We start from the raw sequence: 24,496 nt of genomic DNA, 5'->3' as shown, positions 1-24,496 counted from the left end.
CGTGACGAAGACGTCTTCCTTGGGAGACGTCTTTTTTTATTGTTCCTCTCATGCTGGCGCTCCGGACAAGGCCCGGGCGGGCTCACGGCTGCGAGAGAAAGAAGGGGAAGCAACATGGGCATTTCAAGCAGGATGGGCAAAAAAGCGGGGCTGGCCGCACTTGTTCTGGCGACGCTGCTGGCAGGCTGCGGCGGGAACGGGAACGGCGCAAGCGGCGGGAACAACGGCAGCGGGAACAGCGGCACAGCGACGCCTGCGCCTTCCGGCAGCGCCGGAACGAGCACGTCCGCGCCGGTCAAGAAGGTGAAGGTCGTCCTCGACTGGACGCCGAACACGAATCATACCGGCCTGTACGTCGCCCGGGACAAGGGCTTTTTCCTGAACCACGGCCTCGACGTCGAGATCGTGCAGCCGCCGGAGGGGACGGCCGCCGACACGCTGGTCGCCAAGGGAGAGGCTGAATTCGGCGTCGGCTACCAGGAGAACATTACGCTCGCCCGCAGCGAGGGATTGCCGCTCGTGTCGCTGGCGGCCGTCATCCAGCACAACACTTCCGGCTTTGCTTCGCCGGAGGCCAAGGGCATCAAGGAGCCGAAGGCATTCGAGGGCAAAACCTACGGCGGCTGGGGAGCCCCGGTCGAGCAGGAGGTCATCTCCTCGCTCATGCAGGAGCAGGGCGCCGATGTCGGCAAGGTCAAGATCGTCAACATGGGCAACGCGGACTTCTTCACCGCCGTGAAGCGGAATATCGACTTCGCCTGGATCTATTACGCCTGGACAGGGGTGGAGGCGGAGCTGCGCGGGGAGAAGCTGAACATGGTGTACTTGACCGACTACAGCAAGAAGCTGGATTACTACACGCCGGTGCTGGAAACGAGCGAAAAGCTGATCCAGGAAAGCCCTGATGTGGTGAAGGCGTTCATGGCCGGAGCTTCCGAGGGTTACGCCTACGCGATCTCCGAACCCGACGCCGCCGCGGACATCCTGATCAAGGCCGTTCCGGACCTCAATCCGGAGCTGGTGCGCGCCAGCCAGAAGTGGCTGAGCCCCAAATATCAGGATGACGCTCCGCGCTGGGGCGAGCAGAAGGCGGAAGTCTGGACGAATTATGCCGAGTGGATGCATGAGCACAAGCTGCTGGACACCTTGCCGGATCTGTCCAAGGCGTTCACGAACGATTACTTGCCGGCATCCTGATGCCGGCTGACGGGGAGAGGGAACCGGATATGGCCAATGCGCTTGTAAGCATTCAGATTTTGCCGACGACGCCCGGCGGGGAAAGCGTGCTTCCGTACGTGGACCGGGCGATCGAGATCATCAAGGAGGCCGGCGTGCCGTACCGCGTCGCGCCGCTCGAGACGACGATGGAGGGCGACCTCGTGCGCCTGCTCGCCGTCGTCGCGGAGATGAGCAAGGAGATGGCGGCGATGGGCTGCCCCTCCGTCATCTCTCAGGTGAAGATATACTACAACCCGGAGAACGGCGCCTCGATGGACCGGCTGCTGGAAAAATACCCGGATGGACAGTAGAACGATACGCTGGAGGGCTCTGCTGCCTCCGGTCGTCGTCATGGCCGCCTTCCTGCTCTTGTGGGAGGCGGCCGTGCGTCTGTCCGGGACGGAGGCGTGGCTGCTGCCCGCCCCGAGCGATATCGCCCGGGATGCCTGGTCGGCGCGCCCGAGGCTGGCGCAGCACACGGGTGCGACCTTGAGCCTGACGCTGCTCGGCTTCGCCGGGGGCGCGGCCGCAGGCCTGCTGCTGGGAGCTGTCCTGCATTTGCTGCCGCTCGTGCGATCGGGCTTCTATCCGCTGCTCGTCCTGTCGCAGAACATTCCTGTCATCGCAATCGGGCCGCTGCTCGTCATCTGGTTCGGCTTCGGACTGCTGCCGAAGCTGCTGCTCGTCATGCTCGTCTGCTTTTTTCCCGTCTGCGTCGCCATGCTCGGCGGCCTGCAGGGAGCCGACCCGGGCCTGGAGCGGTACATGCGGATGATCGGAGCGGGCCGCTGGCGCCGCTTCCTCGGCCTGGAGCTGCCGGGCGCGCTGCCGCAGCTGTTCTCGGGCCTCAAGATTGCGGCTTCGTACAGCGTGACGAGCGCGGTCGTGGCGGAGTGGATCGGCTCCGACCGGGGGCTCGGCTACTTCATGCTGCTGTCCTCCAAGGGCTTCAAGACTTCGCTTGTATTCGCCGGAGTCGCGCTTGTCGTGATGCTCAGCCTGATGCTGTTCGCGGCCGTCGCAGGCGCGGAGAAGCTGACGCTGCGCTGGCGGCCGCGCAAGGAGGATGGAAGATGAACGTGCTGGAAATACGGAATCTGCGCAAGTCGTTCGGCAGCGGGGGCCGTCGCGTCGAGGTGCTTGGCGGAGTGTGCCTGACGGTGGGCGAAGGCGAATTCGTCTCGCTCGTCGGCCCTTCCGGCAGCGGCAAAACGACGCTGCTCAGCCTCATCGGGGGGCTGGAGCGGCCGGACTCCGGCGAAATTATGCTCGCCGGGAAGCCGGCTTCGGAGGGAGCCGGCCGCGCCGCGTATATGCCGCAGCAGGCAGCCCTGCTGCCGTGGCGCACGGTCCGGGGCAACATCGAGCTGGCGCTGCGCATCGCGGGCCGAGACCGCGCCGAAGCGAAGCGCCTCGCCGACGAGGGGCTGCGCAGGCTCGGACTGGAAGCCTATGCCCGCTCTTACCCGCATGTGCTGTCCGGCGGCATGCAGCAGCGAGTCTCGTTCCTGCGCGCGCTGCTGTCGCCGCAGCCGCTCATGCTGCTCGACGAGCCGTTCGGCGCGCTTGATGCGCTGACGCGGCAGCGGATGCAGCGCTGGCTGCTGTCGCTGTGGGAGGAGGAGCGCCGCTCGGTGCTGTTCGTCACGCATTCCATCGAGGAGGCGCTGCTGCTGTCCGACCGCGTTCTCGTCCTGTCGGCATCGCCGGCCGTCGTCGTTCGGGAGCTCCAGGTTCCGTTTGCGCGGCCGCGCAGCGCAAAGCTGGGAAGCGATCCGCGGTTCGGCGAGCTGAAGGAGTCTCTCTATGAATCGCTCGGAAGCCTGGAAGAGGGGGATATGCCGTTATGAAACCGATCCATCTGCCTCTCGTCGATGCCCATATCCATCTGGAGCAGTATGCTGCGGATGAGCTGGAAGCGATGCTCGAGCAGTCGTTCAACGGCGGCGTGGCCGCTGTCGTGGCCGTATCCATGGATCTGGATTCCGCCGAGCGGACGCGCAAGCTGGCCGGGCGGCATCCGGGCCGGATCATGCCCGCTTATGGCTGGCATCCCGAGCAGGAGCTGCCGGACGAGGCCGAAATGCAGGCGCTTCTGGCCTGGATCCGGAATCGCCATGAAGCCGGGGAAGCGTTCGCGATCGGAGAGGTCGGACTTCCCTATTACATGCGGACGGAAGCGCAAGCGGAGGGAAAAGGGTTCGACGAATCCGGGTACTTGCGCATCTTGAGGGAATTCGTCTCCCTTGCCGCCGACACCGGCCGTCCGATCATTCTGCACGCCGTCTACGAGGATGCCGCCAAGGCGGTGGAGCTGTTGCGGGAATTCGGCGTCGCACGCGCGCATTTTCACTGGTACAAGGGAGATGAGGCCACGACGAGAATGCTTGCGGATGCCGGATGGTACGTCTCGCTCACTCCGGATGTGCTGTACGAGGAGGAAATCCGCCTGCTTGCCGCCACATACCCGCTTGAGCGCCTCATGACGGAGACGGACGGTCCCTGGCCGTTCGAAGGGCCGTTCGCCGGGCAGGCGACCCATCCCCTTATGATTCGGGAGTCGGTCAGGGAGATTGCCCGTCTGAGAGGAATGGACGAGCGGGAGGCTGCCTCTATGCTGGCCGCGAACGCGCGCAGATTGTATTTTTCCTGAACACAAAGGCGGCGCCCGGATTCTATCCGGGCGCCGCTTCGGTTATTTTGCCAGCTGGCGAAGTCCCTCCATGTACGTATCCACCAGCATGCGAAACGTAACGTTGAGGTCAAGCGGCATGCCGAAGCCTCCGATTCTTTCCAGCGAGGCGAAGCCATGCAGCAGGCTGCGGATGCCGCGCACCGCGTGGATGGCGGCATCGCCCTGCAGCCCGAAGCCCGACATGGCTTCGAGCGCAAGCCGCACGATGGTGCCGCCTGCTTGCTGAAGCTGCTCGTCGTCCGGCTCGGGAGCCCTTTGGATCCCCTCATAAAGCCCAGGATGCGATCGCGCGAACTGAAGATAAGCGGCGCAGAACGATTTCAAGGCTTCGTCGCCTTGCTTGCCGTCGAGCGCCAGCGCGAGGCGTTCGTTAAGCCGCTCCAGCGCGTTCAGGGCGAGCAGTCTCCGAAGCTCGGGCAGTCCCGCGACATGATTGTAGAGAGAGGGAGAGCGGACATTCAGCTTCTGGGCCAGCGACGCCAGCGTTACGGCCTCGAAGCCTTGGGCGTCGGCCAGCTCGGCCGCCGCTCCCAGCAGCGTCCCTTGATCAAGACCGATTCGCGGCGACATGGCTTTTGCCTCCTTGGCGGAATTCGGCTTGCCGGATGGCCCGCTCCAGAACGGCTGCGGGCTGCTGTATCATCCGTCCATGCCCGGCAGCGATAAGCGAGGGCTTGAGCGCGGCGAGCTTGCGGGCAGACTCCAGCGCAGCGTCCGCGTTCCAGGTAGCCATGGCCGGAAATGGGAACAAAATCCGCATCTGGCCGCTGACGGCGAAGCCGCCGCGGACTTGGAACGCATCCCCGACAACGAGCGCGCGGCTCCGCGCATCGAGAAACGCCATCGAGCCGGGAGTGTGTCCGGGTGCGGCGATGGCGGTCAGCGAACCGATCCGGTCTCCGTCCCGCAGCAGCACGTCGGGGCGGGTCTTCACCTTCTTCGGAATATCGCCGCGGATCGGAGTGGACGGTTCTCCCTCGTCCAGAGACAAATCCCCGTCGAGCAGTCTGGCATCCCGGGCCGACAGGTAGACGGGAACGTAAGGAAGGGCTTCTCTGAGAGCGTCAAGCGCTCCGACATGGTCGCCGTGGGCATGCGTCAGCACGATGCGGGTGATCGGTTTGCCGATGATTTTGGCCGCTTCCATAATGCCCTTCGAGCTGTAGGGAAGCGCGGCGTCGATCAGCGTCAATCCGTCTTCCTCTTCGACGAAATAAGCGTTGACCGGGAACAGGCGGGGAAGGAAAGCCAGCTGGTGCACCGTTTGATGACGAACCGTTTTCATGGGGGCCGCTCCTTTTATTGAAAACTAATCTAATTAGCTTTAATATAACTAATGCAATTAGCTTTTGCAAGCCCCCATTTCCGAGCGGTTCCCTTGGATGGATAAGGAGCTGCAGGATGCGGCCATTCGTTCCTCCCTATGAAGAAGACCGCCAGCATAAAAACAGCGGCAGAACCGTTTGGGCTCCCAAGCCCGGTTCTGCCGCTGTCATGTGGCTGCCGTGAGATCAAGTCGCCTACCATAGCATTCGTTCGCCGAGCTCCAGCTGCACGCCGCCTGATCGGAACGCATCGCGACGGCTGCGGGCTCTCGGGGACGCGAGATGAAGCATGGTCGCGAGGCCGAGGGAATCGCTGCGGAAAGGCCGCTCGCGCGTGCCGCCGATCAAGGCCAGCCCGTCGGCCCGTTCCCATCCGCCCCGGGAATAAAAGGAGACCAGATCCGGATGGCAGGTGAACAGGCTGACATCGGCGTTTTGCGCCATCGTGTAGGAAAAGGCTTCCCGGATCAGCTTCAGGCCGAAGCCTTTCCGGCGATAGAGCGGATTCGTCAGCACTTCGCTGATTCCAAAGGCTTCGTACGTCTCTCCCTCATGAAAAATCGTCGTACGAGGGACGGCGAGATGGCAGATGACGACGCCATCGTCGACATAAATCAGCGAATAAGGCCGGGTGGACGGATTGCCTGGCCAAGCGACGGGCTCCCCGTCCTGGAACGCTTGGGGCCATTCCGTCCGCATGAAGGCTATGATCTGGTCTTTCAGGTGTGCAGGACAGTCCTCCTGGGGAATCTGCAGCAGTTCCATCATGGCATTCGTTCTCCTTGTCTCGTCAGGCTGCGCCGATAACAGCAGTCGGCTGCCTGTCCTGTCAGGATACCCGAACTCGGCTTGGAAATGAAGCCCGACCCATTACCGAACGCCAAGCTGTCCCTGCCGGCTGCGCCCGGTTCTCTCTGCAGCCGCCGTTCAAGCCGGACGGCCGCAGTCAAGATGCCGGCCGCAGTCGGAAGACGGGCTGGATTTCCAGGCCTCATGCCGGCCCGGTCTCGCTCGGCGATCGGAGCAGACCGTCACGCCGACGCCGGGACCGTTTCGGTCTTGCCGGCGGCCCGGGATTTTTTCCATCCCGATCCCAGCAGCGCGAGAAGGAACGCGCCTGCGATGCCCGCCAGCACGGCGGCGCTGCCTCCTGCCGAATCCAGACCGCCGAAGTACATCACTTCCCTCATGCCGTAGGCCGCGAAACGAAGCGGAGTCCACGAATAAATCCAGAAATGAGTCGTATCGGTCAGAAATTCCGGAGCCATGTTGAGCAGCGGCATGGAGAAGAACATGAGCAGGACGAGGATCGCCATCGCCGGGAGCCCGATCCAGTTGAGCAGCGCGGACTGCAGCATATAGAAGGTGACGGCGGCCAGCCACAGGAACAGCCAGGTGTCCAGCGAATGCGCAAGCTCCATGCCGTACCAGGAGGAAGCGGTCCACACCAGGAAGCCCGAAGCAATGCCGGTGATGGCGACGCCGATGACCGGCTGCCAGGCGACCGCCGCCGGCCTTCCCGCTCCCGACTGGATCGCTTTTCCTCCGGCCAGGAACAGCATCATGGCGGTGACGAGGCTGCCCATCCACATGATCTGGGTGAGCAGGCCGGGTGCGCTGCCGGAAGCGTTGTTCGCTCCTACGGGATGAACGGTTTCTTCCTGCACCTGAATCGGGGAGAGGAGAGCCTGGGCGACGGTGACCGGAAGCTGCTGCGATTTCTGGGCGATTCCGGCGAGCATCGACTTGGACAGCTCCGCTCCCGCCATGCTCATGACCTGGCCCAATCCTTGCCTGAGAACGGTCGAAGCCTGGGCATTCAGGCCTTCGCTGACAAGAACCCGCACAGCGGGCTGCTGCGGAGAGGCGCCGGCTATCGAGGCGACGCCGGAGCTGAGATCGGCGGGCAGGATAAGCGCTCCATAATACTCTCTGGCGTCCAAGGCCTCCCGTGCAGCTTGCTCCGAATCGAGGACGGTCCATTTGATCGGAAGCTTGTCATTGGAAAGCAGCTGCTCCTTCAGCTTTTCGCCGACCGCCAGCGAGCCGCCGCCGGGAAGATCCGCAGGATGGTCGAGGACGACCAGAGCCGCGGGAACCTCCTTCGGCTTCGTGCCCAGTACGGACCCCATCATTGCCGCGCCGAACACGACAAGAACGGCCAGAACGATGATCGTTCCAGCCCACACCATTTTTTGCTTGAATATAGCCATGGCTTCTATCGACTCCTTCTCTATCTATTAATGAACACTCTGTTGAATACAAAGCACGTTGTTAATTATAATGGGAACAGCAGAAAGCACAATGATCACATTTCTCCGAAGTGTCGAGTACTCGCCACGATGAGATGGAGTGTTCATTAGCAGGTTGATTTTCGGGAGGAAAAGACATGCAGGACAACGCAAACAAGCCGGACCGGAGGCAGGCTCGGACGAAACAGCTGCTTTATGAAGCGCTCATGGACCTCGTCAGGGAAAAAGGAGCGGAGAATGTGACCGTGACCGACATCGCCAGCCGCGCGAACATCAACCGGGGGACGTTCTACCTGCATTACCGGGACGTGCCGGATATGCTCCAGCAGCTGAAGGACGATGTGTTCAGCCGGATCCGGGCTAAGGTCGAGAAGCTGGATATAAAGGAGGCGTGGGCTTATGCGGATCGGGACGAAGCCTATCCCCAAGGCGTCATCGTTTTTGACGAGCTGGCTAAGCATGCCGATTTTCTGCGCACGATGGTCGGAGCTCAAGGAGATATGTCCTATGCCCTGCGCTTCCGCGAGCTTTTCACGGCCCATATCTATGAGAAGGTCAAGTACGCGCCGGAAGGCAAGTCGATCATGCCTCCGGATTACTTCGTCGCTTATGTGACATCGGCCAACTTCGGCTTCCTCATGCACTGGATCGAGTCGGGCATGAACCTGACCTCCGAGGAGATGGCGAGGATCATGATCCGCCTCATGCACTATGGGCCGCTGGTGTCGCTCGGCTTGAAGGAAGTTCCGCCTGGAGGGGCGAAGATAGCGGAGGAGCGCTGAAGCCTGCCGGTTCCGTCGAGCGCTCTATGAAGGGAGGCAAGCAGATGAATCGCTTACAGCGCATTCGTGCCTATGAAAAGGAATACCATGATGATTGCTACGAAAATCGAATCTTGTTCGAGAGCGGCTCCTGGCTGGAAAAGCCGGTGCGGACCGTGCTCGACCTGTTCGAACAGCTGGAACGCCCGAACGGCCTCCGCCTTCTGGATCTCGGCTGCGGGGTCGGCCGCAACAGCATTCCGCTGGCTTCGCGGCTTTCCGGCACCGGGGGCAAGGTCGTCTGCGTCGATCTGCTGGAGTCCGCCATCCGCCATTTGGAGAAGTACGGCCGCGAGCATGGAGTGGAGGAGGAGCTGGAGCTGCATCGATGCGACATCGCAGCCTTCCGAATCGAGCCGGATCGGTACGACTATATCTTCTCGGTGTCCAGCCTGGAGCATCTGGACTCGATGGACTCCTTCGTGAAGGTGCTGGGCGCGATGGCGGCGGGGACGCGAACGGGAGGCATTCACTGCCTCATCGTCAATGCGGGAGTCAAGGAAGTGTGTCTGGCGACGGGCGAAGAGCTGGATCCGAAGTTCGAGCTGATGCTGGATACGGAGGAGCTGGGCTCACTGCTGGCGGAGAAGTACCGGGGCTGGGAGCTGCTGCGCCATGCCGTGAAGCCGTACGAGCTTGAGATCCAGCGCGACGGCGAGCCGGTATCTCTCCGGAGCGATGTCGTGACCTGGGCAGCGAGGAAGAAATAGAACTAGGATATCCATATGGGAACGAACGTTCTACTATAGGATGGGAAGGACAAGAGTCCGCTGGCCCTAGTTTCCAGACCTCAAAGGAGGTGAAGCGAGTTGGGAACGAGCCAGGTCATCGTCATGGAATACGATCCGTCATGGCAAACGGAATATGAAAGCGAAAAGGCCCGCATTCTTGCCGCGCTGGCCGGGGAGAGCATATGGGTGGAGCATATCGGCAGCACCTCGGTGCCGGGTCTTGCCGCCAAGCCGATTGTGGACATAGCTGTCGGCGTGGCGCATTTGTCCATCGCCGACGCATTCATCCAGCCGCTCGCGGCAATCGGGTATGAATATGTGCCCAAGCCGGAATTCCCCCCGCGGCGCTTTTTCCGGCAGGGCGAATGGGGAAAGGGAACCCATCATCTGCATGTCTACGAGATCGGGAGCGAGGAGTGGAAGGGCAATCTGCTGTTCCGCGACAGCCTCCGCAGCGATCCGGGACTGCGGAGGCAATATGCCGAGCTGAAGGCTGATTTGGCCAGCCGGCATCCGGATGACCGGGCAGCTTATACCGCTCATAAGGGGCCGTTCATTCGGACCGTGATGGAGCGGGCCGGGAAGCAGGCACAGGGCAGGGTGACGAATCCATAAAGCCATAGAAGGGAGAGCCGAATAATGGCCGTAAAAGAAATCTTGCCGTTCGGAGACCCGATTCTCCGCCGCAGGGCGCGCGAGGTCGACAGCGTCGATGAGCGGACGATCCGCTATCTCGACAGCCTCGCCGAGACGCTGTACGCCCGGGAAGGCAGAGCGGGACTTGCCGCTCCGCAGGTCGGCATCCTGCGGCGCCTCATCGTGATGGACTGCGGAGAGGGCTTGATCGAGCTCATCAATCCGGAGATCATCCACCGGGAAGGTCAGCAGACAGGTGCGGAAGGCTGCCTCTCCCTGCCGGGGTATTACGGCAACGTGACGCGCTCGCAGAAGGTGCAGGTACGGACGCTGAACCGGTCGGGCGAGACGGTCGTGCTGCACGGAGAAGGCTACTTGGCCCGGTGCATGCAGCATGAGATCGATCATTTGGACGGAATCCTGTATGTGGACCACGTCCGTGACAGCTGGCTGACCGAGGAGCACACGGGACGAAAGGCCAATCTCCTTCCGATCCTGCAGCTGAGCCGGAGGACTTGAGATTTGGACACGTCGGAGCGGAGTCTGGATCCCTTCAGAAACGGCACTCCATCGGAACCTTGCCGGTTTTTATTCCACCGCGTCGTTCGTTTTGGTCATGATCGCGAAATGCTTGGCCAGGAAGGCCGGCGAATAAGGCATGTCGTTCCTCACCCAAGCTACGATGGTTCCGATCAGGGCGGCGGAACCGTACCAGATCGCAATGTCCTTTGGAGTGCCTGATTTCGTGAACGCCAAGTCGCTGCCCGATCGTTCGATCCTCAAGGCAATCGATTCCGACAGCATCTTGAGCAGCCGCTCCGTAAAGATCGGCGTCCGTTTCGAACCGAGAACAATCTTGTAGAACTTGGAATGCGCGGCGATATGCTCAAGCAGATGGACCAGCATCTGCGATTCGGTTTGTTCCGGCGTTCGATCGTTCGCCTCGGATTGGTTCCATACCCGCCGGATATCCTCCACCATATCGTCCGCCATCTTCTCCAGCATGTCGGGAATATCGCGATAGTGCAAATAAAAGGTGACGCGGTTGATCGTTGCGCGCTCCGCGATCCGGTTGACGGATATTTTTTCGAGATCCATTTCCTGCAGAAGATCGATCAGAGCATCCTTCAACAGCTGACGGGTCCGGAGCACTCGGGGATCGACACGAGGTTTGGCGGGGTCTGTCATGGTTTTTGGCTCCTTCATCAGATACTTTACAAAAATCCAGTTTATGTCTGTTATGTGCGAATTGAACGACATATCCCCACAAACTGATGACTAGTTTACATTTTGCCCCGATGCGTTACTTGTAAGATACTTCTTTCCGAATATAATCTAATTTATACAGTGTTGATTATCTTACACATTGTAAATTAAGTCTAGATTATAGGTTTGGAGAGGATGGAGCAAGTGAACGCAAGCAAGGAATTGAACGCAAGTACGATAAAAAAGGGACCGATCTTGTTCATCATGATTTTGGGAGCCTTTTTAGCGACGCTGAATCAAACGATCATGAGCGTCGCCACTCCGGAATTGATGAATGATTTCAACATTACGGCTGCGACCGCGCAGTGGCTGACGACGGGTTATATGCTCGTCAACGGGGTGCTGATCCCGATTACCGCCTTCTTCATGCAGCGGTTCACGACGAGGCAGCTGTTCCAGGCCTCCATGATGATCTACCTTGTCGGAACGATCGTATCGGCTCTCTCGCATAGCTTCCCGGTCCTGTTGACCGGTCGGATGATCCAGGCGGCAGGCGCAGGCATCATCATGCCGCTGCTCATGAATGTCATTCTGACGCTGTTCCCTCCGGAGAAGCGGGGAGCCGCCATGGGGATGATGGGTCTGGCCATCATTTTCGCCCCGGCTATCGGCCCGACGCTCGCCGGCTACATTCTGGAACATTACGCCTGGGAAACTCTGTTCTACGGAATGATTCCCTTTACTCTTATCGTCATCGTCTGCGGATTCATCTTCTTGCGCAATGTATCCGAGCGGGGCCATGCCAAGATCGACGTGCTCAGCGTTCTTCTGTCCACTGTCGGCTTCGGCGCCTTGCTCTACGGCTTCAGCCGGGCCGCCGGCAAAGGCTGGTCCAGCGCGGAAGTCATCGCGACCATCGCTGCCGGCGTGCTGGCTCTCGTCCTGTTCTCGGTGCGGCAGCTGATCTCCAAAAGTCCGCTGCTTGACCTGCGGGCGTTCAAGTACAATATGTTCTCCTTGACGACGATCATCAATGTCGCGATTACGATGGTGATGTACGCGGATATGATGCTGCTTCCGCTCTATCTCCAAAATGCCCGGGGCTACACGGCTCTCGAATCCGGCCTGCTGCTGCTTCCCGGCGCGCTTGTCATGGGCTTCATGATGCCGGTCGCCGGCAAGCTGTTCGACCGCTTCGGCGCCAAGTGGCTGGCTGTTGCAGGCTTGATCATCACCATCGTGACGACAATCGGCTTTACGGATCTGACGGACTCCACCAGCTATACGTATCTGGTCCTCATGTCCACAGGCCGCCGGATCGGGATGGCGCTGCTGCTGATGCCGGTGCAAACCGCAGGCTTGAACCAATTGCCGAACCGGCTTAATGCGCATGGCACCGCCATCTCCAACACGGTGCGGCAGGTAGCCGGAGCCGTGGGCACATCCCTGCTCATTACCGTCATGTCCAGCCGGGCCAAAACGCATGCGGCGGAAATGATGTCTTCGGGAGCGGCCCAGACGAAAGAGCAGCTTGCGATGCAGGCTTCCATCCAAGGCATCAACGATGCCTACCTCGTCATCGTCGGCATCGGCGTTGTCGCGCTGCTCCTGTCCTTCTTCATCAAGAAAGTGAAGCAAGCGACGGAAGTGGAATCCACAAGCACGGCGACAAATTCAGCCGTGCAAGAAGCTTAAGCGGGCCCGCGGCGGCAGCAGCCGGCTTCCGCAAGCCAGCCTGTCCAGACGGCTTTCCTTTTCGCGAAGGAAGGCCGTCTTTTTTCGATTTGGACCGCAAGGCTCCGCATGCCGGTGCGGCAGGACGGACACTGAAAGCGCCTGTTGGACGCCCCCCTTACTGCGGCATGCAGGCCATGGTAAGATGAAGCCATTCGGGTTCGAATTCGAGCAGGGAAAGCATCATTAAAGCCGATGCCGCTGCAGAAGAGGAGGAAACCATTTTGTCCAAGGATTACTCCAAGTACTTTGATTTTTCGAATGCCAAGCTTATGCGCCAGGAGGACGGAAAGACGGCCTACCGCATCAACGGCCGTACGATCCAGATCAGCTCGGCTCCGTCCTTCAAGGAGGAGAAGAAGCGCGGCAAGGAAGAGGTGGAGATCCACCGGGGGTTCCGCATTCCCGAGCGGATGAAGGATTTCGGCCGGGGCAAGCGCTATCTGATCCGCACCTACGGCTGCCAGATGAACGAGCATGACACCGAGGCCATGCGAGGCATGTTCGAGCAGATGGGATATGAGGCGACGGACGAGTACGCCCTGTCCGACGTCATCCTGCTCAACACCTGCGCGATCCGCGAGAATGCGGAGGACAAGGTGTTCGGCGAGCTGGGACATCTAAAAAAGCTCAAGACCGAACGGCCCGGCCTGCTGCTCGGCATTTGCGGCTGCATGCCGCAGGAGGAGACGGTCGTCGGCCGCATTCTCCAGAAGCATGGCTTCGTCGACATGGTCTTCGGAACCCACAACATCCATCGGCTGCCCCAGCTGCTCGAGGAAGCGGCGCTGAGCAAGGAAATGGTCGTCGAGGTATGGTCCAAGGAAGGCGACATCATCGAGAACATGCCCAAGAAGCGCGAGGGGCTTCGGGCATGGGTGAACATCATGTACGGCTGCGACAAGTTCTGCACGTACTGCATCGTCCCGTATACGCGCGGCAAGGAGCGCAGCCGCCGTCCGGAGGATGTGCTGGCCGAGGTCCGGGAGCTGGCCGCGCGAGGCTTCAAGGAAGTGACGCTGCTCGGCCAGAACGTCAATGCCTACGGCAAGGATTTCGAGGATATGCATTACCGGTTCGGAGATCTGATGCGGGATATATCCGGCATCGCCGTCCCGAGGGTCCGGTTCACGACCTCCCATCCGCGCGACTTCGACGATCAGCTCATATCCGTGCTCGCGCAGCGGGGCAATCTCGTGGAGCATATCCACCTGCCTGTCCAGTCCGGCAGCACGGAGGTGCTGAAGAGGATGAGCCGCAAGTATACGAGAGAGGCTTATCTGGAGCTGGCGAGCAAAATCCGGGCGGCGATTCCGGACGCGGTGCTGACCAGCGACATCATCGTCGGATTTCCCGGCGAGACGGAGGAGCAGTTCGAGGAGACGCTGTCGCTCGTTCGCGAGGTCAGGTTCGACTTCGCCTATACGTTCATCTATTCGCCGCGGGAGGGGACTCCGGCTGCAGGCATGGAGAACGACGTGCCGGAAGAGGTCAAGAAAGCCCGGCTGCTGCGGCTGAACGCCCTGCTCGCGGAGATCGGCCGGGAAGCCCACGAGGCGCTGCTGGGGCGGACGGTTGAAGTGCTGGTCGAGAGCGAGAGCAAGAACCGGCCGGATGTCCTGTCCGGGCGCACGCGCAGCAACAAGCTCGTTCATCTGGAAGGGCCGAAGTCGCTCATCGGACAGTTCGTCCAGGTGAAGATCGTCGATGCCCACACCTGGTACATCAAGGGAGAGATCGCGGCGGAGACGAGCGAGGCGGGTTAGGATCCATTAGGAGCAGGCTGCGGCGGCAGCCTGCTATTTTTGATGGCTGGAGCGGCGCCAGCCCGAGAGAATCCGGAAGTCCGATCATAGACTGATAGGGAGAGTTCGGATGCAAGGAGGAGAGGGAAAATGAAAGGAATCGATTGCGCGGTTCCGTTGACGGTTTCAACGGCCAAGGCGGCGGCCGCAGCCGGCTATGTTTTCGCTTGCCGCTACCTGGTGCCGGCGGCGTATGCCTGGAAGAGGCTGACGCGCGCCGAGGCCGAGGCCATCACGGGAGCGGGCATGATGATCGTCTCCGTATACGAGACGGTGAACAACCGTGCGGCCTCGGGAGCCGCGGCAGGCAAGGCCGACGGAGCGGCGGCGCTTCTGGAGGCGCAAGCCGTCGGGCAGCCGGCCGGCAGCGTCGTCTATTTCGCCGTCGACTATGATGCCCAGGCATCGGATTTTGACGCTATCGAGGCCTACCTGAAGGCGGCGCGGGCGCAGATTCCGGCCTATCGGATCGGCGTGTACGGCTCCTATGCCGTCGTGGAGGAGATGGCCAGGCGAGGAGCGGCCCAGGCTTTTTGGCAGACGTATTCCTGGAGCCGGGGCAGGCTCAGCAGCCGCGCCAATATCCGCCAGTACAGCAACGATCAGAAGCTTGCGGGCATGACGGTGGATTTCAACGAATCTTTCGGAGGAGAAGGATGGTGGAACACGATGGCATCGGCGTTCAAGGATGTGCCCGACAGCTATTGGGCGAGCTCGGCCATTGAGAGAGCGGTGAAGGAAAATCTGATGGGAGGGTATCCTGACGGGACCTTCAAGCCGGATCAGCCGCTTACGCGGGCGGAGATGGCAGTCATCCTGTCCCGTCTGCTCGACCGGGGCTGAGCCCGCCGGGAGGCAGGGAGAAGAGCAAGCGGCAGCCGGGAATGTCCGGCTGCCGCTTTTTAGTTACGGCCTGCCTTCAATCGATCGGAAGGCGGGAATGTTTTTGACCAGAAGCAGAAGGAGGGAGACGAAAACCATCAAGCCTTCCATGGCCGCCAGCAGGATGCCTTTCCAGCGGATCTGCTAGAGCAGCCGGAAAGAGAAGGATGCCGTTGTACCGTTTCATGCGCAGCCCCCTTTTCATCGCTATCAAAGGTATTGCTTTCCACTCGCATGCTTCCAAATCCTCCCTTTCTTCCGGAAAAGGCTAACAGCGGCAAGCGTTGAGGTCGACATAAATAAAGGCGGCCGGACCGCGGCTGCAGTGCGGTTGGTCTGCGACTACAGCAAGGCTGGAACGAAAGGGAGTCAGGCAATGAAGACATCATCTGCAAGCCGAAAATCGAGGGGAATGCTGCTGCTGGCGGCAGCATCGCTGCTTCCAGGCCTGGCGCTGGGAGCCGTTCCGGCTCAAGCGGCGGAGAAAACATACGGATACACGGACGCCGACGCGTCGTTCGTGCCGCTCCGCGCGCTCAAGCAGCTGCCCGGAGTAAGCGTGTCCTGGGACGCAGGCAAAGGGACGGCCGAAATCGTGCGGGACGGCAGCAAGGCTGTCCTGACGATTGGCAACAAAGAAGCCGTCGCAAACGGGGAGAAGGCCTCCCTGAATAGAGCTCCCTTTCTGGAAAACGGGGCTGCTTACGTGCCCCTTTCCTTTTTGAGCAAGCAATTCGGCATCGGGACGGAACGGCTTGTGTCGGCTAATGCCGTGTCCCTGTCTCTGGACGGCGAGAAGCTCAGGCTGCCGCTCGTGCCGAGAGGCGCCTTCAGCGTGGCGAGAAAGCCGATCGTCATCGAAAGCAAGTCGGTCAAGGCGGCAGGCAGAAGCTTCTCCGTCCAGGCGGCGACAGTGTCGCTGATGGACCCCCGCGTCGACCTGGAGGTGGCTGTCGCCGGAGGCAAGGCGGGCCGCACCGAAGAGCTGGCGGCGATGGCGAAGCGCGGAGGGGCGGTTCTCGCCGTCAACGGAGCTTTCTTTGATGCCTATACCGATTCCAGCGTCAAAAATCCCTACGGCTACCTGTTCAATGGAGGGCAGATGCTCTACAAGAGCTCCGGCGACAAAAAGACGGTCGTCGCCTTCGATTCCAATATGCTGACGGAGCTGCTGTCCGGCGCCGAGTTCGAAGCCCGCTATCGGGACGGCGGCGTGGACGGAGCCGTACAGGCAGGACCAAGGCTGCTGAAGGATGGCGTTGCGGCGATTGATCCGAAGGCGGAAGGCTTCCGCGATCCGAAGATACTGACGGGCGGCGGTTCCCGCAGCGCGCTGGGCTTGACCTCCGACCATAAGCTGATCATTGTGACGACCGGAGGCGCGACCATTCCGCAGCTGGCGGCCGTGATGAAGAGCCTCGGCGCCTGGCAGGCGATGAATCTCGACGGCGGCGCTTCGAGCGGCCTTTATTACGACGGCAAGTATTTGACGAGGCCGGGCCGCCTTCTGAGCAACGCCTTGATGGTCCGTCTGGTGAAATGATTGCAGGCGGATGACATCCCCCCGCAGCTCCGCTAGGCGATAAAGAGCCTTTGAATCGCTGGAACGGAATGAAGCTGGCCCCGGTATTCCGCCGGGGCTTTTTGGCATGCTAATCCAGAGGCCTTTCGCAAACGGCATCGAAATTTGGTACAATGAAAAATCCCCGCCGAATGCGTAAATCGTGGGGGATTCGTTTATAAGCATTTGTACGGTTTGAAAAAGAATGCGGAGGTCTGTATGAAATCATTGCGCGCTTTATGGTTTACAATGGCAGTTGTGCTGTTTGCGGCGGCGGGAATGGCCGGGTACGCCCAGCCGGCTTCGGCGGCCGAGCAGGCCGTCAAAACGTATGACATCGCCACGGATGTCACGTTCGCTCCGTTCGAGTTCCAGGATGCCAACGGCCAGTATGTCGGCATCGACATGGATCTGATCCGGGCGATCGCGGAGGACCAGAACTTCAAGGTCAACATCAAGCCGCTCGGCTTCAACGCAGCCGTACAGGCGCTGGAGGCGAAGCAGGTGGACGGCGTCATCGCCGGCATGAGCATCACCGACGAGCGCAAGGCGAAGTTCGACTTTTCCACTCCGTACTTCACATCCGGGGTGATCATGGCGGTCAAGGCCGACAACGACTCCATCAAAGGCTATGAGGATCTCAAGGGCAAGCGGGTAGCGGTCAAAACCGGTACGGAAGGATATTCGTATGCGGAATCCATCAGCGCCCGATACGGCTTCACGCTCGTGCCGTTCGATGACTCCGCCCAGATGTACGACGAGGTCAAGGGGGGCAACTCGGCCGCTTGCTTCGACGATTACCCCGTGCTCGAGTATGGCGTCAAGCAGAACAACGGCCTGAAAACGGTCGGTGAGCGGACCGAAGGGGCTTCCTATGGTTTTGCGGTAGGGAAGGGCCAAAACGCCGAGCTGCTGGAAAAGTTCAACCAAGGCTTTGCGAACCTGGAGCAAAACGGCAAGCTGAAAGAAATCCAAGAAAAATACCTCGTAGCTTCTGCGAACAAGACCGGCTGGGCGCTCGTCGCCGAATCGCTGCCGGCGCTGCTCAAGGGACTCGGCAAAACGCTGCTGTACACAATCGTATCGCTCTTCTTCGCCTTCATTCTGGGTCTGATCTTCGGCTTCATGAAGGTCGGCCGCAATCGCTGGCTGCGCGGCATCGCCACGGTATTCGTGGACGTCTTCCGCGGCATACCGCTGATCGTGCTGGCATTCTTCATTTATTTCGGCATTCCGCAGGCGCTCGACTTCAAGATGCCGCTCTTCCTGGCGGCCGTCCTGACGCTCTCGCTCAACGCCGGCGCGTATATGACGGAGATCATCCGCGGCGGCATCCAGTCCATCGACCGCGGCCAGATGGAAGCGGCGCGCTCGCTGGGCTTGTCCTACCGCAAGTCGATGATCAAAATCGTCATTCCGCAGGCGGTGAAGGTCATGATTCCATCCTTCATCAACCAGATGGTCATCACGCTCAAGGATACGTCGATCCTGTCCGTCATCGGACTCGTGGAGCTGACCCAGTCGGGCAAGATCATCATCGCCCGCACGTTCGAGTCGTTCAACATCTGGGCGACGGTAGCGGTCATGTACCTCATCGTCATCACGGTGCTGACGAAGATTGCCGACGGGATGGAAAGGAAGATCAAGAATGGGTAAAATCAGCGTCACCGGACTTAAAAAGAGCTTCGGCACGAACCATGTCCTCAAAGGCATCGACCTGAAGGTCCAGGAAGGCGAGGTCGTCTGCGTCATCGGACCTTCCGGCTCCGGCAAGAGCACCTTGCTGCGCTGCCTGAACCGGCTGGAGGACATTACGGAAGGCACGGTCATCGTGGACGAGATGGACATCAACGACCGCCGCACGGACATCAACAAGGTTCGCGAGAACATCGGCATGGTGTTCCAGCATTTCAACCTGTTCCCCAATATGACAGTGCTCAAAAACATCATGTTCGCTCCCGTGGAGCTGAACAAGCTGAAGACGGAGGAAGCCAGGGCCGCTGCCCTGAAGCTGCTCGACCGGGTCGGACTGGCGGACAAGGCGGATGCCTATCCGGCCTCGCTGTCCGGCGGGCAGAAGCAGCGCGTCGCGATCGCCCGCGCGCTGGCGATGAACCCCGACATCATGCTGTTCGACGAGCCGACCTCGGCTCTCGATCCGGAAATGGTCGGCGAGGTGCTCGGCGTCATGAAGGATCTGGCCCGCGAAGGCATGACGATGGTCATCGTCACCCACGAGATGGGCTTCGCCCGCGAGGTGGCCGACCGCGTCATCTTCATGGACGGCGGTTATATCGTGGAGGAGGGCTCGCCGGAGCAGGTGTTCGGCAGTCCGAAGCATGAGCGTACGATCAGCTTCCTGGACAAGGTATTGTAGGGTGAAAAAAAGCGTTCCGCACCTGTGCGACAGGGCGGAACGCTTTTTTTTTTGTGCGACAGGGCCGGCCCTCAGCGGACGACTATGCGGACTCTCGTCCCGTCCGGATAGTCGCTCAGCTGGTTGCCGATCCACGAGCCGGCGCCCCTGTTGTCGGAGGATTTGACGTAAGCGACATCGGCGCCGCTGCCTCCTTCGCGGCACATCGCCATCGGCCATTCGTCCCGGTCGTATTTCTTTTTGGTCGGAACGCCTTTGAGCGACAGCTTGCGGTTCTCCTCCGCTCCTTCCCTTTCAATCGTGCAGATGGAGGAGGCGCCTTTGGAGACGGCGCTGCGGATATGCTCCGCCGTCTCCGGGTAGCGGTCGGACGGAAAATAGATCGTGACGTCGTGGCCCGCAGGAGCGGAGGGCGTCTGCTCCCATTGTATGCTGCAGCCGCCTGCGAAGGCAGCCAGCAGGAGCAGCAGGGCCAGGCTCCATAACGGCAAAAGTTTCTTCATGTTGTCGATCCTGTTCCTTTCCGTGGCTTCGCCGCAAGTATGTACTAGAAAAGTATACCAGCGCGGAGGAGGAAAAAAAGACTTGAATTGTCACAAGCAGGCCCGAAAGGGCTAGTCTAAGCGGCTCCAAGCTTCTATAAACTGTAGAAACGGCCTTTAGGGCAGATGCGGTTCCGCTTGGAGGAGGAGGCATGGGCAAGCTGAGAATCGGGATGGCGCTGATGGTGCTGATGATTGTTTTGGCTTTGCGCGCAGGTGCGGCCGAGCCGGCTGCTGCCGCCGCAGGCAGGCCGCTCATGGGGGCGCATGAGCGGGGGATGACGGCAGGGATATCTTTCCTCTCAAATCCTTTGCCGAATGTTTCGGAGAGAGCGGGCAGAGAGGTTCAAAAGCAATCAGGGGAAGCGGCAGATGCTGGACATACAGGAGCGGCCGAGCTGCCAGCAGATTACGGCGATGCAGGAAATTTGGAGCTGGCGGGAGCTGATGGGGAGGCGGCCGCTGCCGTGACCGGCATGCAAGGGATGGACCACGGTAAACCGGCTGGCGGGGCGGAGACGTTTGGATATGCGGCTGCCAAAGTAGTGTCCTTGCTGGCGGCTGGTATAGCCGTCTTCTACTATACGCTTCGAATTCGATGGATGAGGAGCGCGCCGCGCATGCATCTCATGATGGCCTGCATGACGCTCGCGATGGCGGCGGGGCTGACGGGCGGGACTCTGCTGACTCTCGTCACGGCCAGCTTTTCGCTCTCTGCGATGGCCGCAGCGGCGGCCTGCGCTGCAGCCGGCTATATGGCGGGCAGCCCCCACGGAGTCTTGCCTTCTCTTGAAGGAGCTCTTGCCGGGCTTATGGGCGGACTGATGGGGGGCATGATGGGCTACATGTCGCTCGCGGATCATCCATTTGCCGTGCTGGCATTCGTGGATGGGGCGCTTGCTGCGGCGGCCGTTCTGCTGTCGAGGCTGCTCCGGGAGTGCTCGGTCCTGCTCGCCGCCGCCGAACAGAAGGAGCCATGGCAGGGCGAGGAAGGCGGCTCTTTCGAAGAGCGGCTGGTCCAGAATTTCGTGGGCGATTAGGTATAAATGTCCGGGAACCGGGCATCATGAGGATATCGGCGTCGAGAGATGCCGTAGACACCGCGGAGAAGGCTTACGTTTCCCCATAAGCTCTTCGTCCGGTTTCTCCTCTCCCATGATAAGGGCGCCCCGCAAGGGGCGCCCGATTTTTTTGTTCATGATTGCCGCCCTTCGAGAAGAAATTCTTCTTGCAGACGGTCATGGGAAGACATATGGTTTTGCCGCAAGACGAGCCGCAAAAATAAAAGAGTCCGCTGGTTTCGAGCGGACTCTTTTATTTTTTTGTAGCATTCAAGCTGCAGCAGGCGCCGCTGCGGAAGGGGCCGGAGCGATTTCTCGGTCAATGGTGGGGACGGAGGACATGCCTGCCGCCAAGGCGCTAATAAACATAAAGACCGACTGCGGCAGCCAGGCTGGAAGCCGCCGCGGCCTTTCTCATGTGTTTGCCGCGGTGGTACAATGAATGACGTTGAACTCATTTGTGAAGGGGCTGCGGAAAACATGGACAAGCAATATGAGCAGGTGAGGCGATTCCACGCCGCCTTCGGGGCTCCGGTTGCGGAAGCTCCGACGATGGCTTCCAGAGGAGAAGGGGAAGCCGCGGCCGAAGCCGGACGGGCGACCGAGGAGCTGGCGGGCCGGATGAAGGCAGCCTCTCTGCAGGGGCAAGGCGGAAGGGCGCTGGCGAGAGCATCGTGGATGACCGAGGAAATCGGCGAATTTTTGGCTGCGGAGACGGTTGAGGATCAGGCCGATGCGCTGATCGACTTGATGTATTTCGCGCTGGGGACTTTTGTCGAGATGGGCGTGGAGCCGGAGAGGCTGTTCGAGATCGTGCATGCCGCCAATATGGCCAAGCTCGGACCGGACGGAAAGCCGATCTACAACGAGCAGGGCAAGGTCGCCAAGCCGGCTGGCTGGCAGGCGCCCGAGCCGCTGCTGATCGCAGAGATCGAACGGCAGAAGGAAACGGCGAAAGCCTAACCGAAGCCTAGGCCGGCCCATGGAGCCGTTGAAGCGAGAAACGCCGAATCCTCTTCCTTTTTAGGGAGAGGGTCCGGTGTTTTTTTTAGCAGGCTTAGGTAGACTTAAGGGTTGATTTATGCTCAAAAAAAGGGAGCTAAGCACCCGAGGTTACTTTCTTTTTTAATTTTGACTCCACGATAAGAACGACAGGGTATGCAGCAATTAAACTGAGGGTGAAAGAAATGGATTTCTCAAATATGTCTCGAAACTTCTCCTGAGACCAGCCGTCCTCACCAATAATCGAGTACGCCACTAGATTTGAACTTCCAATTCCATCGTTTGCTTCTGGAATTAGGCTTTGAGTATAGTTTTGAGCAAGACAACCAGCAGCTACAATGGATAAAACAACAGCGAGGGCGAAACCTTTCGAATATGGGTTAGAAAGCCCGGCTCTTCCAATCGCAAATATTGAGATGGCAATAAATATGAGACAGATAAGCATAAATAACATCTTCACACCTCTGATTTCGCTATTCGTAATGACTTATTTGTTGCTTGGACTAAATAGAGGCAAGAATCAACTAACAAAGTTTTCATATTCGATGAGGTATTTTCATATTACTTGCTGCCTATATACTTGCTGTCTATATTCTGCTGTCTATATAACAGAACCAAGCCAAATAATGTTGCAGCTAGTTGGTTGAAACCCCATTGAAGCGGTAAATGAGCTAAGCCCTTTGCGTTCGCATAGGAGCTGAATGCCCCCAGGCATCCTTGTCCGATACAACACATTCGACACCCAAGAGGGCTGCTTGTTTCAAAGGGTCCTTCTTAAGGGGCGCAATTCTCGCCGTGCATGGGACCCCATTAGACAGCTTTTTCATTTTTCCGTCCAAGCGCATTTCGTCCGGCACAATCGGGAATCCCAATATCATCATCGGCAGGAAGCGAATCGGAGGAATCGGAATGGATGGAGTCAAGGAAGAACGGCGCGGTCATTTGCCGGAAATTGAAGAGGCAGGAGGGCAGGGACGGCCTTCCGGCCTGCTTGCGGCAGCTCTCGGAGGCGTCAACGAAATCGGCAAGAACATGTACATGCTTCAGTGCGGAGACGATATCGTCCTGATCGACTGCGGCTCCAAGTTTCCGGACGAAAGCCAGCCCGGCGTCGATCTGATCGTGCCGGATCTGTCCTATTTGCTCGAGCGCAAGGACCAGGTGAGGGCGCTTCTTGTGACGCACGGACATGAAGACCATATCGGAGGCATCCCCTATTTATTGAAGCAGCTGCCTGTGCCGGTGTACGCGACGAGGCTGACGATGGGGCTGATCGAGATCAAGCTCAAGGAGCATGGCCTGATGGGCGGAGCGCAGCTTCATATCATTGACGCAGACTCGGCCGTCGAGCTGGGCAGCTGTTTCAGGACGGCTTTTTTCACGATCAGCCACAGCATCCCGGACTGTCTGGGCATCGTTTTTGACACCCCTCAGGGAACGATCGTGCATACGGGGGATTTCAAGTTCGACATGTCTCCGGTCAGCGGTCCCTATCCCGATCTGCACCGGATGGCCGACATCGGCAGCAAGGGAGTCCAGCTGCTCCTCTCCGAGAGCACCAACGCCGAACGGCCGGGCTTTACGCCTTCGGAGAGGGTAGTCGGAGGCCATATTCTGGATGCCTTCTCCAAGGCGAAGCAGAGAGTGTTCCTGTCCACCTTCGCCTCCAACGTCAACCGGGTGCAGCAGGTCGTCGACGCCTCGGCAGCGACAGGCCGCAAGCTGGTGCTGCTCGGGAGAAGCATGGTGAATGTAGTGGATGTCGCGTCTTCTCTCGGGTACTTGAACGTGCCGGAGGAGCTGATCATCGACGCTGGCGAAGCCGGGGATCATCCGCCGGAGCGGATTGCCGTGCTGTGCACCGGCAGCCAGGGAGAGCCGATGGCGGCGCTTGCCAGGCTGGCCGCAGGGAGCCACCGCCAGATGGCCATAGCTCCGGGGGACACCGTGATCATTGCGGCCGGCGCAATTCCGGGCAACGAGCGGAGCGTCTCCCGAATCATCGACCATCTGTACCAGATCGGGGCGAGCGTCATTTACGGAGCGGGAAGCGCGACCGGCATGCATGTGTCTGGACATGGCAGCCAGGAGGAGCTGAAGCTCATGCTGACCTTGATGAAGCCGCGATATCTCATTCCGGTCCACGGAGAGTTCCGGATGCTGCATCAGCATCGCTTGCTAGCGGAAGCGGTCGGCATTCCGCAGGAGCGCGTCTTCATCCTGAACAACGGCGATACGGTAGAGCTGGCAGACGGCGAGGCGCGCAAGGGGAAATCGATTCCGGCCGGAAGCAGCCTGGTCGACGGCCTCGGACGGGATGTGGGCAAGATCGTGCTGCGGGACCGCAGGCAGCTGTCCGGCGACGGCATGCTTGTCGTCGTGGTGACGCTGAGCGAGTACGACGGGCGCATGCTGGCGAAGCCGGAAATCATCTCCCGCGGCTTCGTGTACGTCCGGGACAACGAGGAGCTGATGGCCGGCATCCAGGAGCTCGTGCTGAAGACGGTGCAAGGCTTGGAAGAAGAACAGCCGGGCCGGTGGAATCTCGTCAAGCGTTCGCTCAAGGACGATCTGGCCCGCTATATTTACGCCCGGACGAGAAGAAGGCCGATGATTCTGCCGATCGTCATCGAGGTATAGAGCCGGCC

General features: G+C 60.0%; 27 protein-coding genes. 19 read left to right on the top strand and 8 right to left on the bottom strand.

Annotated features, from left to right (window positions below):
- The first annotated feature begins 114 nt into the window (after window positions 1-114).
- From VE23_RS06265 to VE23_RS06245, 5 genes are read left to right on the top strand one after another with little or no spacing between them, the layout of a single operon-like run.
- The gene (locus VE23_RS06265) at window positions 115-1,197 is read left to right on the top strand and encodes an ABC transporter substrate-binding protein (RefSeq protein ID WP_049867570.1); all 1,083 of its coding nucleotides are present in this window, start codon (window positions 115-117) and stop codon (window positions 1,195-1,197) included.
- A gap of 29 nt (window positions 1,198-1,226) precedes the next feature.
- Window positions 1,227-1,529, top strand: a complete 303-nt coding sequence (locus VE23_RS06260) for a thiamine-binding protein (RefSeq protein ID WP_048749819.1) — start codon at window positions 1,227-1,229, stop codon at window positions 1,527-1,529.
- Complete coding sequence (locus VE23_RS06255) at window positions 1,519-2,295, top strand: ABC transporter permease (RefSeq protein WP_048749817.1); 777 nt, start codon at window positions 1,519-1,521, stop codon at window positions 2,293-2,295. The genes VE23_RS06260 and VE23_RS06255 overlap by 11 nt, the downstream gene beginning before the upstream one ends.
- Complete coding sequence (locus VE23_RS06250) at window positions 2,292-3,068, top strand: ABC transporter ATP-binding protein (RefSeq protein WP_049867569.1); 777 nt, start codon at window positions 2,292-2,294, stop codon at window positions 3,066-3,068. Before VE23_RS06255 ends, VE23_RS06250 begins: the two co-directional genes overlap by 4 nt.
- Window positions 3,065-3,871 carry a TatD family hydrolase gene (locus VE23_RS06245; RefSeq protein WP_049867568.1) on the top strand — a complete coding sequence of 269 codons (807 nt, stop codon included), beginning with the start codon at window positions 3,065-3,067 and terminating at the stop codon, window positions 3,869-3,871. Before VE23_RS06250 ends, VE23_RS06245 begins: the two co-directional genes overlap by 4 nt.
- A gap of 42 nt (window positions 3,872-3,913) precedes the next feature.
- Here the strand turns inward: VE23_RS06245 and VE23_RS06240 are convergent, their stop codons facing one another.
- The 4 genes from VE23_RS06240 to VE23_RS06225 form a co-directional block, all read right to left on the bottom strand.
- Window positions 3,914-4,483, bottom strand: coding sequence for a TetR/AcrR family transcriptional regulator (locus VE23_RS06240; protein ID WP_021880482.1), 570 nt, complete (start codon window positions 4,481-4,483; stop codon window positions 3,914-3,916).
- Window positions 4,461-5,198, bottom strand: a complete 738-nt coding sequence (locus VE23_RS06235) for an MBL fold metallo-hydrolase (RefSeq protein WP_048748667.1) — start codon at window positions 5,196-5,198, stop codon at window positions 4,461-4,463. Before VE23_RS06235 ends, VE23_RS06240 begins: the two co-directional genes overlap by 23 nt.
- Window positions 5,199-5,433: 235 nt before the next feature.
- Window positions 5,434-6,006 (bottom strand): GNAT family N-acetyltransferase, encoded by a 573-nt coding sequence (locus VE23_RS06230; RefSeq protein ID WP_049867567.1) that lies wholly within the window; start codon window positions 6,004-6,006, stop codon window positions 5,434-5,436.
- Between the two features lie 263 nt (window positions 6,007-6,269).
- A complete protein-coding gene (locus VE23_RS06225) occupies window positions 6,270-7,451 on the bottom strand; it encodes a YhgE/Pip domain-containing protein (RefSeq protein ID WP_048748668.1) in 1,182 nt (393 codons plus the stop codon).
- Between the two features lie 176 nt (window positions 7,452-7,627).
- Here VE23_RS06225 and VE23_RS06220 point away from each other — a divergent pair, with 176 nt between their 5' ends.
- From VE23_RS06220 to def, 4 genes are all read left to right on the top strand, one after another.
- Entirely contained in the window at window positions 7,628-8,272 is a 645-nt protein-coding gene (locus VE23_RS06220) for a TetR/AcrR family transcriptional regulator (RefSeq protein ID WP_049867566.1), read from the top strand.
- A gap of 44 nt (window positions 8,273-8,316) precedes the next feature.
- The gene (locus VE23_RS06215) at window positions 8,317-9,021 is read left to right on the top strand and encodes a class I SAM-dependent methyltransferase (RefSeq protein WP_049869650.1); all 705 of its coding nucleotides are present in this window, start codon (window positions 8,317-8,319) and stop codon (window positions 9,019-9,021) included.
- A 99-nt stretch (window positions 9,022-9,120) separates the two neighbouring features.
- Entirely contained in the window at window positions 9,121-9,657 is a 537-nt protein-coding gene (locus tag VE23_RS06210) for a GrpB family protein (RefSeq protein WP_232316818.1), read from the top strand.
- A gap of 24 nt (window positions 9,658-9,681) precedes the next feature.
- The gene (gene def / locus VE23_RS06205) at window positions 9,682-10,197 is read left to right on the top strand and encodes a peptide deformylase (protein WP_049867565.1); all 516 of its coding nucleotides are present in this window, start codon (window positions 9,682-9,684) and stop codon (window positions 10,195-10,197) included.
- A 69-nt stretch (window positions 10,198-10,266) separates the two neighbouring features.
- Here def and VE23_RS06200 read toward each other — a convergent pair whose 3' ends face one another.
- Entirely contained in the window at window positions 10,267-10,866 is a 600-nt protein-coding gene (locus tag VE23_RS06200) for a TetR/AcrR family transcriptional regulator (RefSeq protein WP_049867564.1), read from the bottom strand.
- Window positions 10,867-11,079: 213 nt separating this feature from the next.
- Between VE23_RS06200 and VE23_RS06195 the strand changes: the two genes are divergently transcribed.
- The 3 genes from VE23_RS06195 to VE23_RS06185 all read left to right on the top strand — a co-directional run bounded on the left by VE23_RS06195 (window position 11,080) and on the right by VE23_RS06185 (window position 15,266).
- Window positions 11,080-12,579 carry a DHA2 family efflux MFS transporter permease subunit gene (locus VE23_RS06195; RefSeq protein WP_049867563.1) on the top strand — a complete coding sequence of 500 codons (1,500 nt, stop codon included), beginning with the start codon at window positions 11,080-11,082 and terminating at the stop codon, window positions 12,577-12,579.
- Window positions 12,580-12,890: 311 nt separating this feature from the next.
- On the top strand, window positions 12,891-14,384 hold the full coding sequence (miaB, locus tag VE23_RS06190) for a tRNA (N6-isopentenyl adenosine(37)-C2)-methylthiotransferase MiaB (RefSeq protein ID WP_232317057.1): 1,494 nt from the start codon (window positions 12,891-12,893) through the stop codon (window positions 14,382-14,384).
- Between the two features lie 129 nt (window positions 14,385-14,513).
- Entirely contained in the window at window positions 14,514-15,266 is a 753-nt protein-coding gene (locus VE23_RS06185; protein ID WP_084781324.1) for a glycoside hydrolase domain-containing protein, read from the top strand.
- Between the two features lie 76 nt (window positions 15,267-15,342).
- Here VE23_RS06185 and VE23_RS26370 read toward each other — a convergent pair whose 3' ends face one another.
- Complete coding sequence (locus VE23_RS26370; protein WP_157053916.1) at window positions 15,343-15,492, bottom strand: hypothetical protein; 150 nt, start codon at window positions 15,490-15,492, stop codon at window positions 15,343-15,345.
- Between the two features lie 189 nt (window positions 15,493-15,681).
- Between VE23_RS26370 and VE23_RS06180 the strand changes: the two genes are divergently transcribed.
- The 3 genes from VE23_RS06180 to VE23_RS06170 all read left to right on the top strand — a co-directional run bounded on the left by VE23_RS06180 (window position 15,682) and on the right by VE23_RS06170 (window position 19,243).
- Entirely contained in the window at window positions 15,682-16,848 is a 1,167-nt protein-coding gene (locus tag VE23_RS06180; RefSeq protein WP_069202432.1) for a phosphodiester glycosidase family protein, read from the top strand.
- Window positions 16,849-17,085: 237 nt separating this feature from the next.
- On the top strand, window positions 17,086-18,522 hold the full coding sequence (locus tag VE23_RS06175) for an amino acid ABC transporter substrate-binding protein/permease (protein WP_048749335.1): 1,437 nt from the start codon (window positions 17,086-17,088) through the stop codon (window positions 18,520-18,522).
- Window positions 18,515-19,243, top strand: a complete 729-nt coding sequence (locus VE23_RS06170; RefSeq protein ID WP_048749336.1) for an amino acid ABC transporter ATP-binding protein — start codon at window positions 18,515-18,517, stop codon at window positions 19,241-19,243. Before VE23_RS06175 ends, VE23_RS06170 begins: the two co-directional genes overlap by 8 nt.
- Before the next feature lie 71 nt (window positions 19,244-19,314).
- Here the strand turns inward: VE23_RS06170 and VE23_RS06165 are convergent, their stop codons facing one another.
- Window positions 19,315-19,746 carry a NucA/NucB deoxyribonuclease domain-containing protein gene (locus tag VE23_RS06165; RefSeq protein ID WP_048749337.1) on the bottom strand — a complete coding sequence of 144 codons (432 nt, stop codon included), beginning with the start codon at window positions 19,744-19,746 and terminating at the stop codon, window positions 19,315-19,317.
- Between the two features lie 191 nt (window positions 19,747-19,937).
- Between VE23_RS06165 and VE23_RS06160 the strand changes: the two genes are divergently transcribed.
- The 3 genes from VE23_RS06160 (at window position 19,938) to VE23_RS06150 (ending at window position 21,809) form a co-directional block, all read left to right on the top strand.
- Window positions 19,938-20,825 carry a hypothetical protein gene (locus VE23_RS06160; RefSeq protein ID WP_021880927.1) on the top strand — a complete coding sequence of 296 codons (888 nt, stop codon included), beginning with the start codon at window positions 19,938-19,940 and terminating at the stop codon, window positions 20,823-20,825.
- Window positions 20,826-20,976: 151 nt separating this feature from the next.
- Window positions 20,977-21,288, top strand: a complete 312-nt coding sequence (locus tag VE23_RS06155) for a hypothetical protein (protein ID WP_048749467.1) — start codon at window positions 20,977-20,979, stop codon at window positions 21,286-21,288.
- A 38-nt stretch (window positions 21,289-21,326) separates the two neighbouring features.
- Complete coding sequence (locus tag VE23_RS06150) at window positions 21,327-21,809, top strand: hypothetical protein (protein ID WP_232313308.1); 483 nt, start codon at window positions 21,327-21,329, stop codon at window positions 21,807-21,809.
- Window positions 21,810-21,945: 136 nt separating this feature from the next.
- Here VE23_RS06150 and VE23_RS06145 read toward each other — a convergent pair whose 3' ends face one another.
- Window positions 21,946-22,302, bottom strand: a complete 357-nt coding sequence (locus VE23_RS06145; RefSeq protein WP_048749463.1) for a hypothetical protein — start codon at window positions 22,300-22,302, stop codon at window positions 21,946-21,948.
- A gap of 455 nt (window positions 22,303-22,757) precedes the next feature.
- Here VE23_RS06145 and VE23_RS06140 point away from each other — a divergent pair, with 455 nt between their 5' ends.
- Window positions 22,758-24,488 (top strand): ribonuclease J, encoded by a 1,731-nt coding sequence (locus VE23_RS06140; protein ID WP_084781689.1) that lies wholly within the window; start codon window positions 22,758-22,760, stop codon window positions 24,486-24,488.
- Window positions 24,489-24,496: the final 8 nt, after the last annotated feature.

The organism is Paenibacillus sp. D9 (assembly GCF_001188365.1).
In the GTDB taxonomy this organism is placed as follows: Bacteria; Bacillota; Bacilli; order Paenibacillales; family Paenibacillaceae; genus Paenibacillus_O; species Paenibacillus_O humicus.
This window is presented reverse-complemented; position numbering and strand designations above follow the sequence as displayed.

What these genes read in the sequence shown, in the direction of transcription:
- VE23_RS06160 (WP_021880927.1), top strand. Translation starts at nt 19,938, where the DNA reads ATGGGCAAGCTGAGAATCGGGATGGCGCTGATGGTGCTGATGATTGTT.
- VE23_RS06230 (WP_049867567.1), bottom strand. Translation starts at nt 6,006, where the DNA reads ATGATGGAACTGCTGCAGATTCCCCAGGAGGACTGTCCTGCACACCTG.
- VE23_RS26370 (WP_157053916.1), bottom strand. Translation starts at nt 15,492, where the DNA reads ATGAAACGGTACAACGGCATCCTTCTCTTTCCGGCTGCTCTAGCAGAT.
- VE23_RS06140 (WP_084781689.1), top strand. Translation starts at nt 22,758, where the DNA reads ATGGATGGAGTCAAGGAAGAACGGCGCGGTCATTTGCCGGAAATTGAA.
- VE23_RS06185 (WP_084781324.1), top strand. Translation starts at nt 14,514, where the DNA reads ATGAAAGGAATCGATTGCGCGGTTCCGTTGACGGTTTCAACGGCCAAG.
- VE23_RS06225 (WP_048748668.1), bottom strand. Translation starts at nt 7,451, where the DNA reads ATGGCTATATTCAAGCAAAAAATGGTGTGGGCTGGAACGATCATCGTT.
- VE23_RS06145 (WP_048749463.1), bottom strand. Translation starts at nt 22,302, where the DNA reads ATGTTATTTATGCTTATCTGTCTCATATTTATTGCCATCTCAATATTT.
- VE23_RS06175 (WP_048749335.1), top strand. Translation starts at nt 17,086, where the DNA reads ATGAAATCATTGCGCGCTTTATGGTTTACAATGGCAGTTGTGCTGTTT.
- VE23_RS06245 (WP_049867568.1), top strand. Translation starts at nt 3,065, where the DNA reads ATGAAACCGATCCATCTGCCTCTCGTCGATGCCCATATCCATCTGGAG.
- VE23_RS06240 (WP_021880482.1), bottom strand. Translation starts at nt 4,483, where the DNA reads ATGTCGCCGCGAATCGGTCTTGATCAAGGGACGCTGCTGGGAGCGGCG.
- VE23_RS06235 (WP_048748667.1), bottom strand. Translation starts at nt 5,198, where the DNA reads ATGAAAACGGTTCGTCATCAAACGGTGCACCAGCTGGCTTTCCTTCCC.
- VE23_RS06250 (WP_049867569.1), top strand. Translation starts at nt 2,292, where the DNA reads ATGAACGTGCTGGAAATACGGAATCTGCGCAAGTCGTTCGGCAGCGGG.
- VE23_RS06150 (WP_232313308.1), top strand. Translation starts at nt 21,327, where the DNA reads ATGGACAAGCAATATGAGCAGGTGAGGCGATTCCACGCCGCCTTCGGG.
- VE23_RS06260 (WP_048749819.1), top strand. Translation starts at nt 1,227, where the DNA reads ATGGCCAATGCGCTTGTAAGCATTCAGATTTTGCCGACGACGCCCGGC.
- miaB (WP_232317057.1), top strand. Translation starts at nt 12,891, where the DNA reads ATGCGCCAGGAGGACGGAAAGACGGCCTACCGCATCAACGGCCGTACG.
- VE23_RS06165 (WP_048749337.1), bottom strand. Translation starts at nt 19,746, where the DNA reads ATGAAGAAACTTTTGCCGTTATGGAGCCTGGCCCTGCTGCTCCTGCTG.
- def (WP_049867565.1), top strand. Translation starts at nt 9,682, where the DNA reads ATGGCCGTAAAAGAAATCTTGCCGTTCGGAGACCCGATTCTCCGCCGC.
- VE23_RS06215 (WP_049869650.1), top strand. Translation starts at nt 8,317, where the DNA reads ATGAATCGCTTACAGCGCATTCGTGCCTATGAAAAGGAATACCATGAT.
- VE23_RS06170 (WP_048749336.1), top strand. Translation starts at nt 18,515, where the DNA reads ATGGGTAAAATCAGCGTCACCGGACTTAAAAAGAGCTTCGGCACGAAC.
- VE23_RS06265 (WP_049867570.1), top strand. Translation starts at nt 115, where the DNA reads ATGGGCATTTCAAGCAGGATGGGCAAAAAAGCGGGGCTGGCCGCACTT.
- VE23_RS06255 (WP_048749817.1), top strand. Translation starts at nt 1,519, where the DNA reads ATGGACAGTAGAACGATACGCTGGAGGGCTCTGCTGCCTCCGGTCGTC.
- VE23_RS06195 (WP_049867563.1), top strand. Translation starts at nt 11,080, where the DNA reads ATGGAGCAAGTGAACGCAAGCAAGGAATTGAACGCAAGTACGATAAAA.
- VE23_RS06200 (WP_049867564.1), bottom strand. Translation starts at nt 10,866, where the DNA reads ATGACAGACCCCGCCAAACCTCGTGTCGATCCCCGAGTGCTCCGGACC.
- VE23_RS06180 (WP_069202432.1), top strand. Translation starts at nt 15,682, where the DNA reads ATGAAGACATCATCTGCAAGCCGAAAATCGAGGGGAATGCTGCTGCTG.
- VE23_RS06220 (WP_049867566.1), top strand. Translation starts at nt 7,628, where the DNA reads ATGCAGGACAACGCAAACAAGCCGGACCGGAGGCAGGCTCGGACGAAA.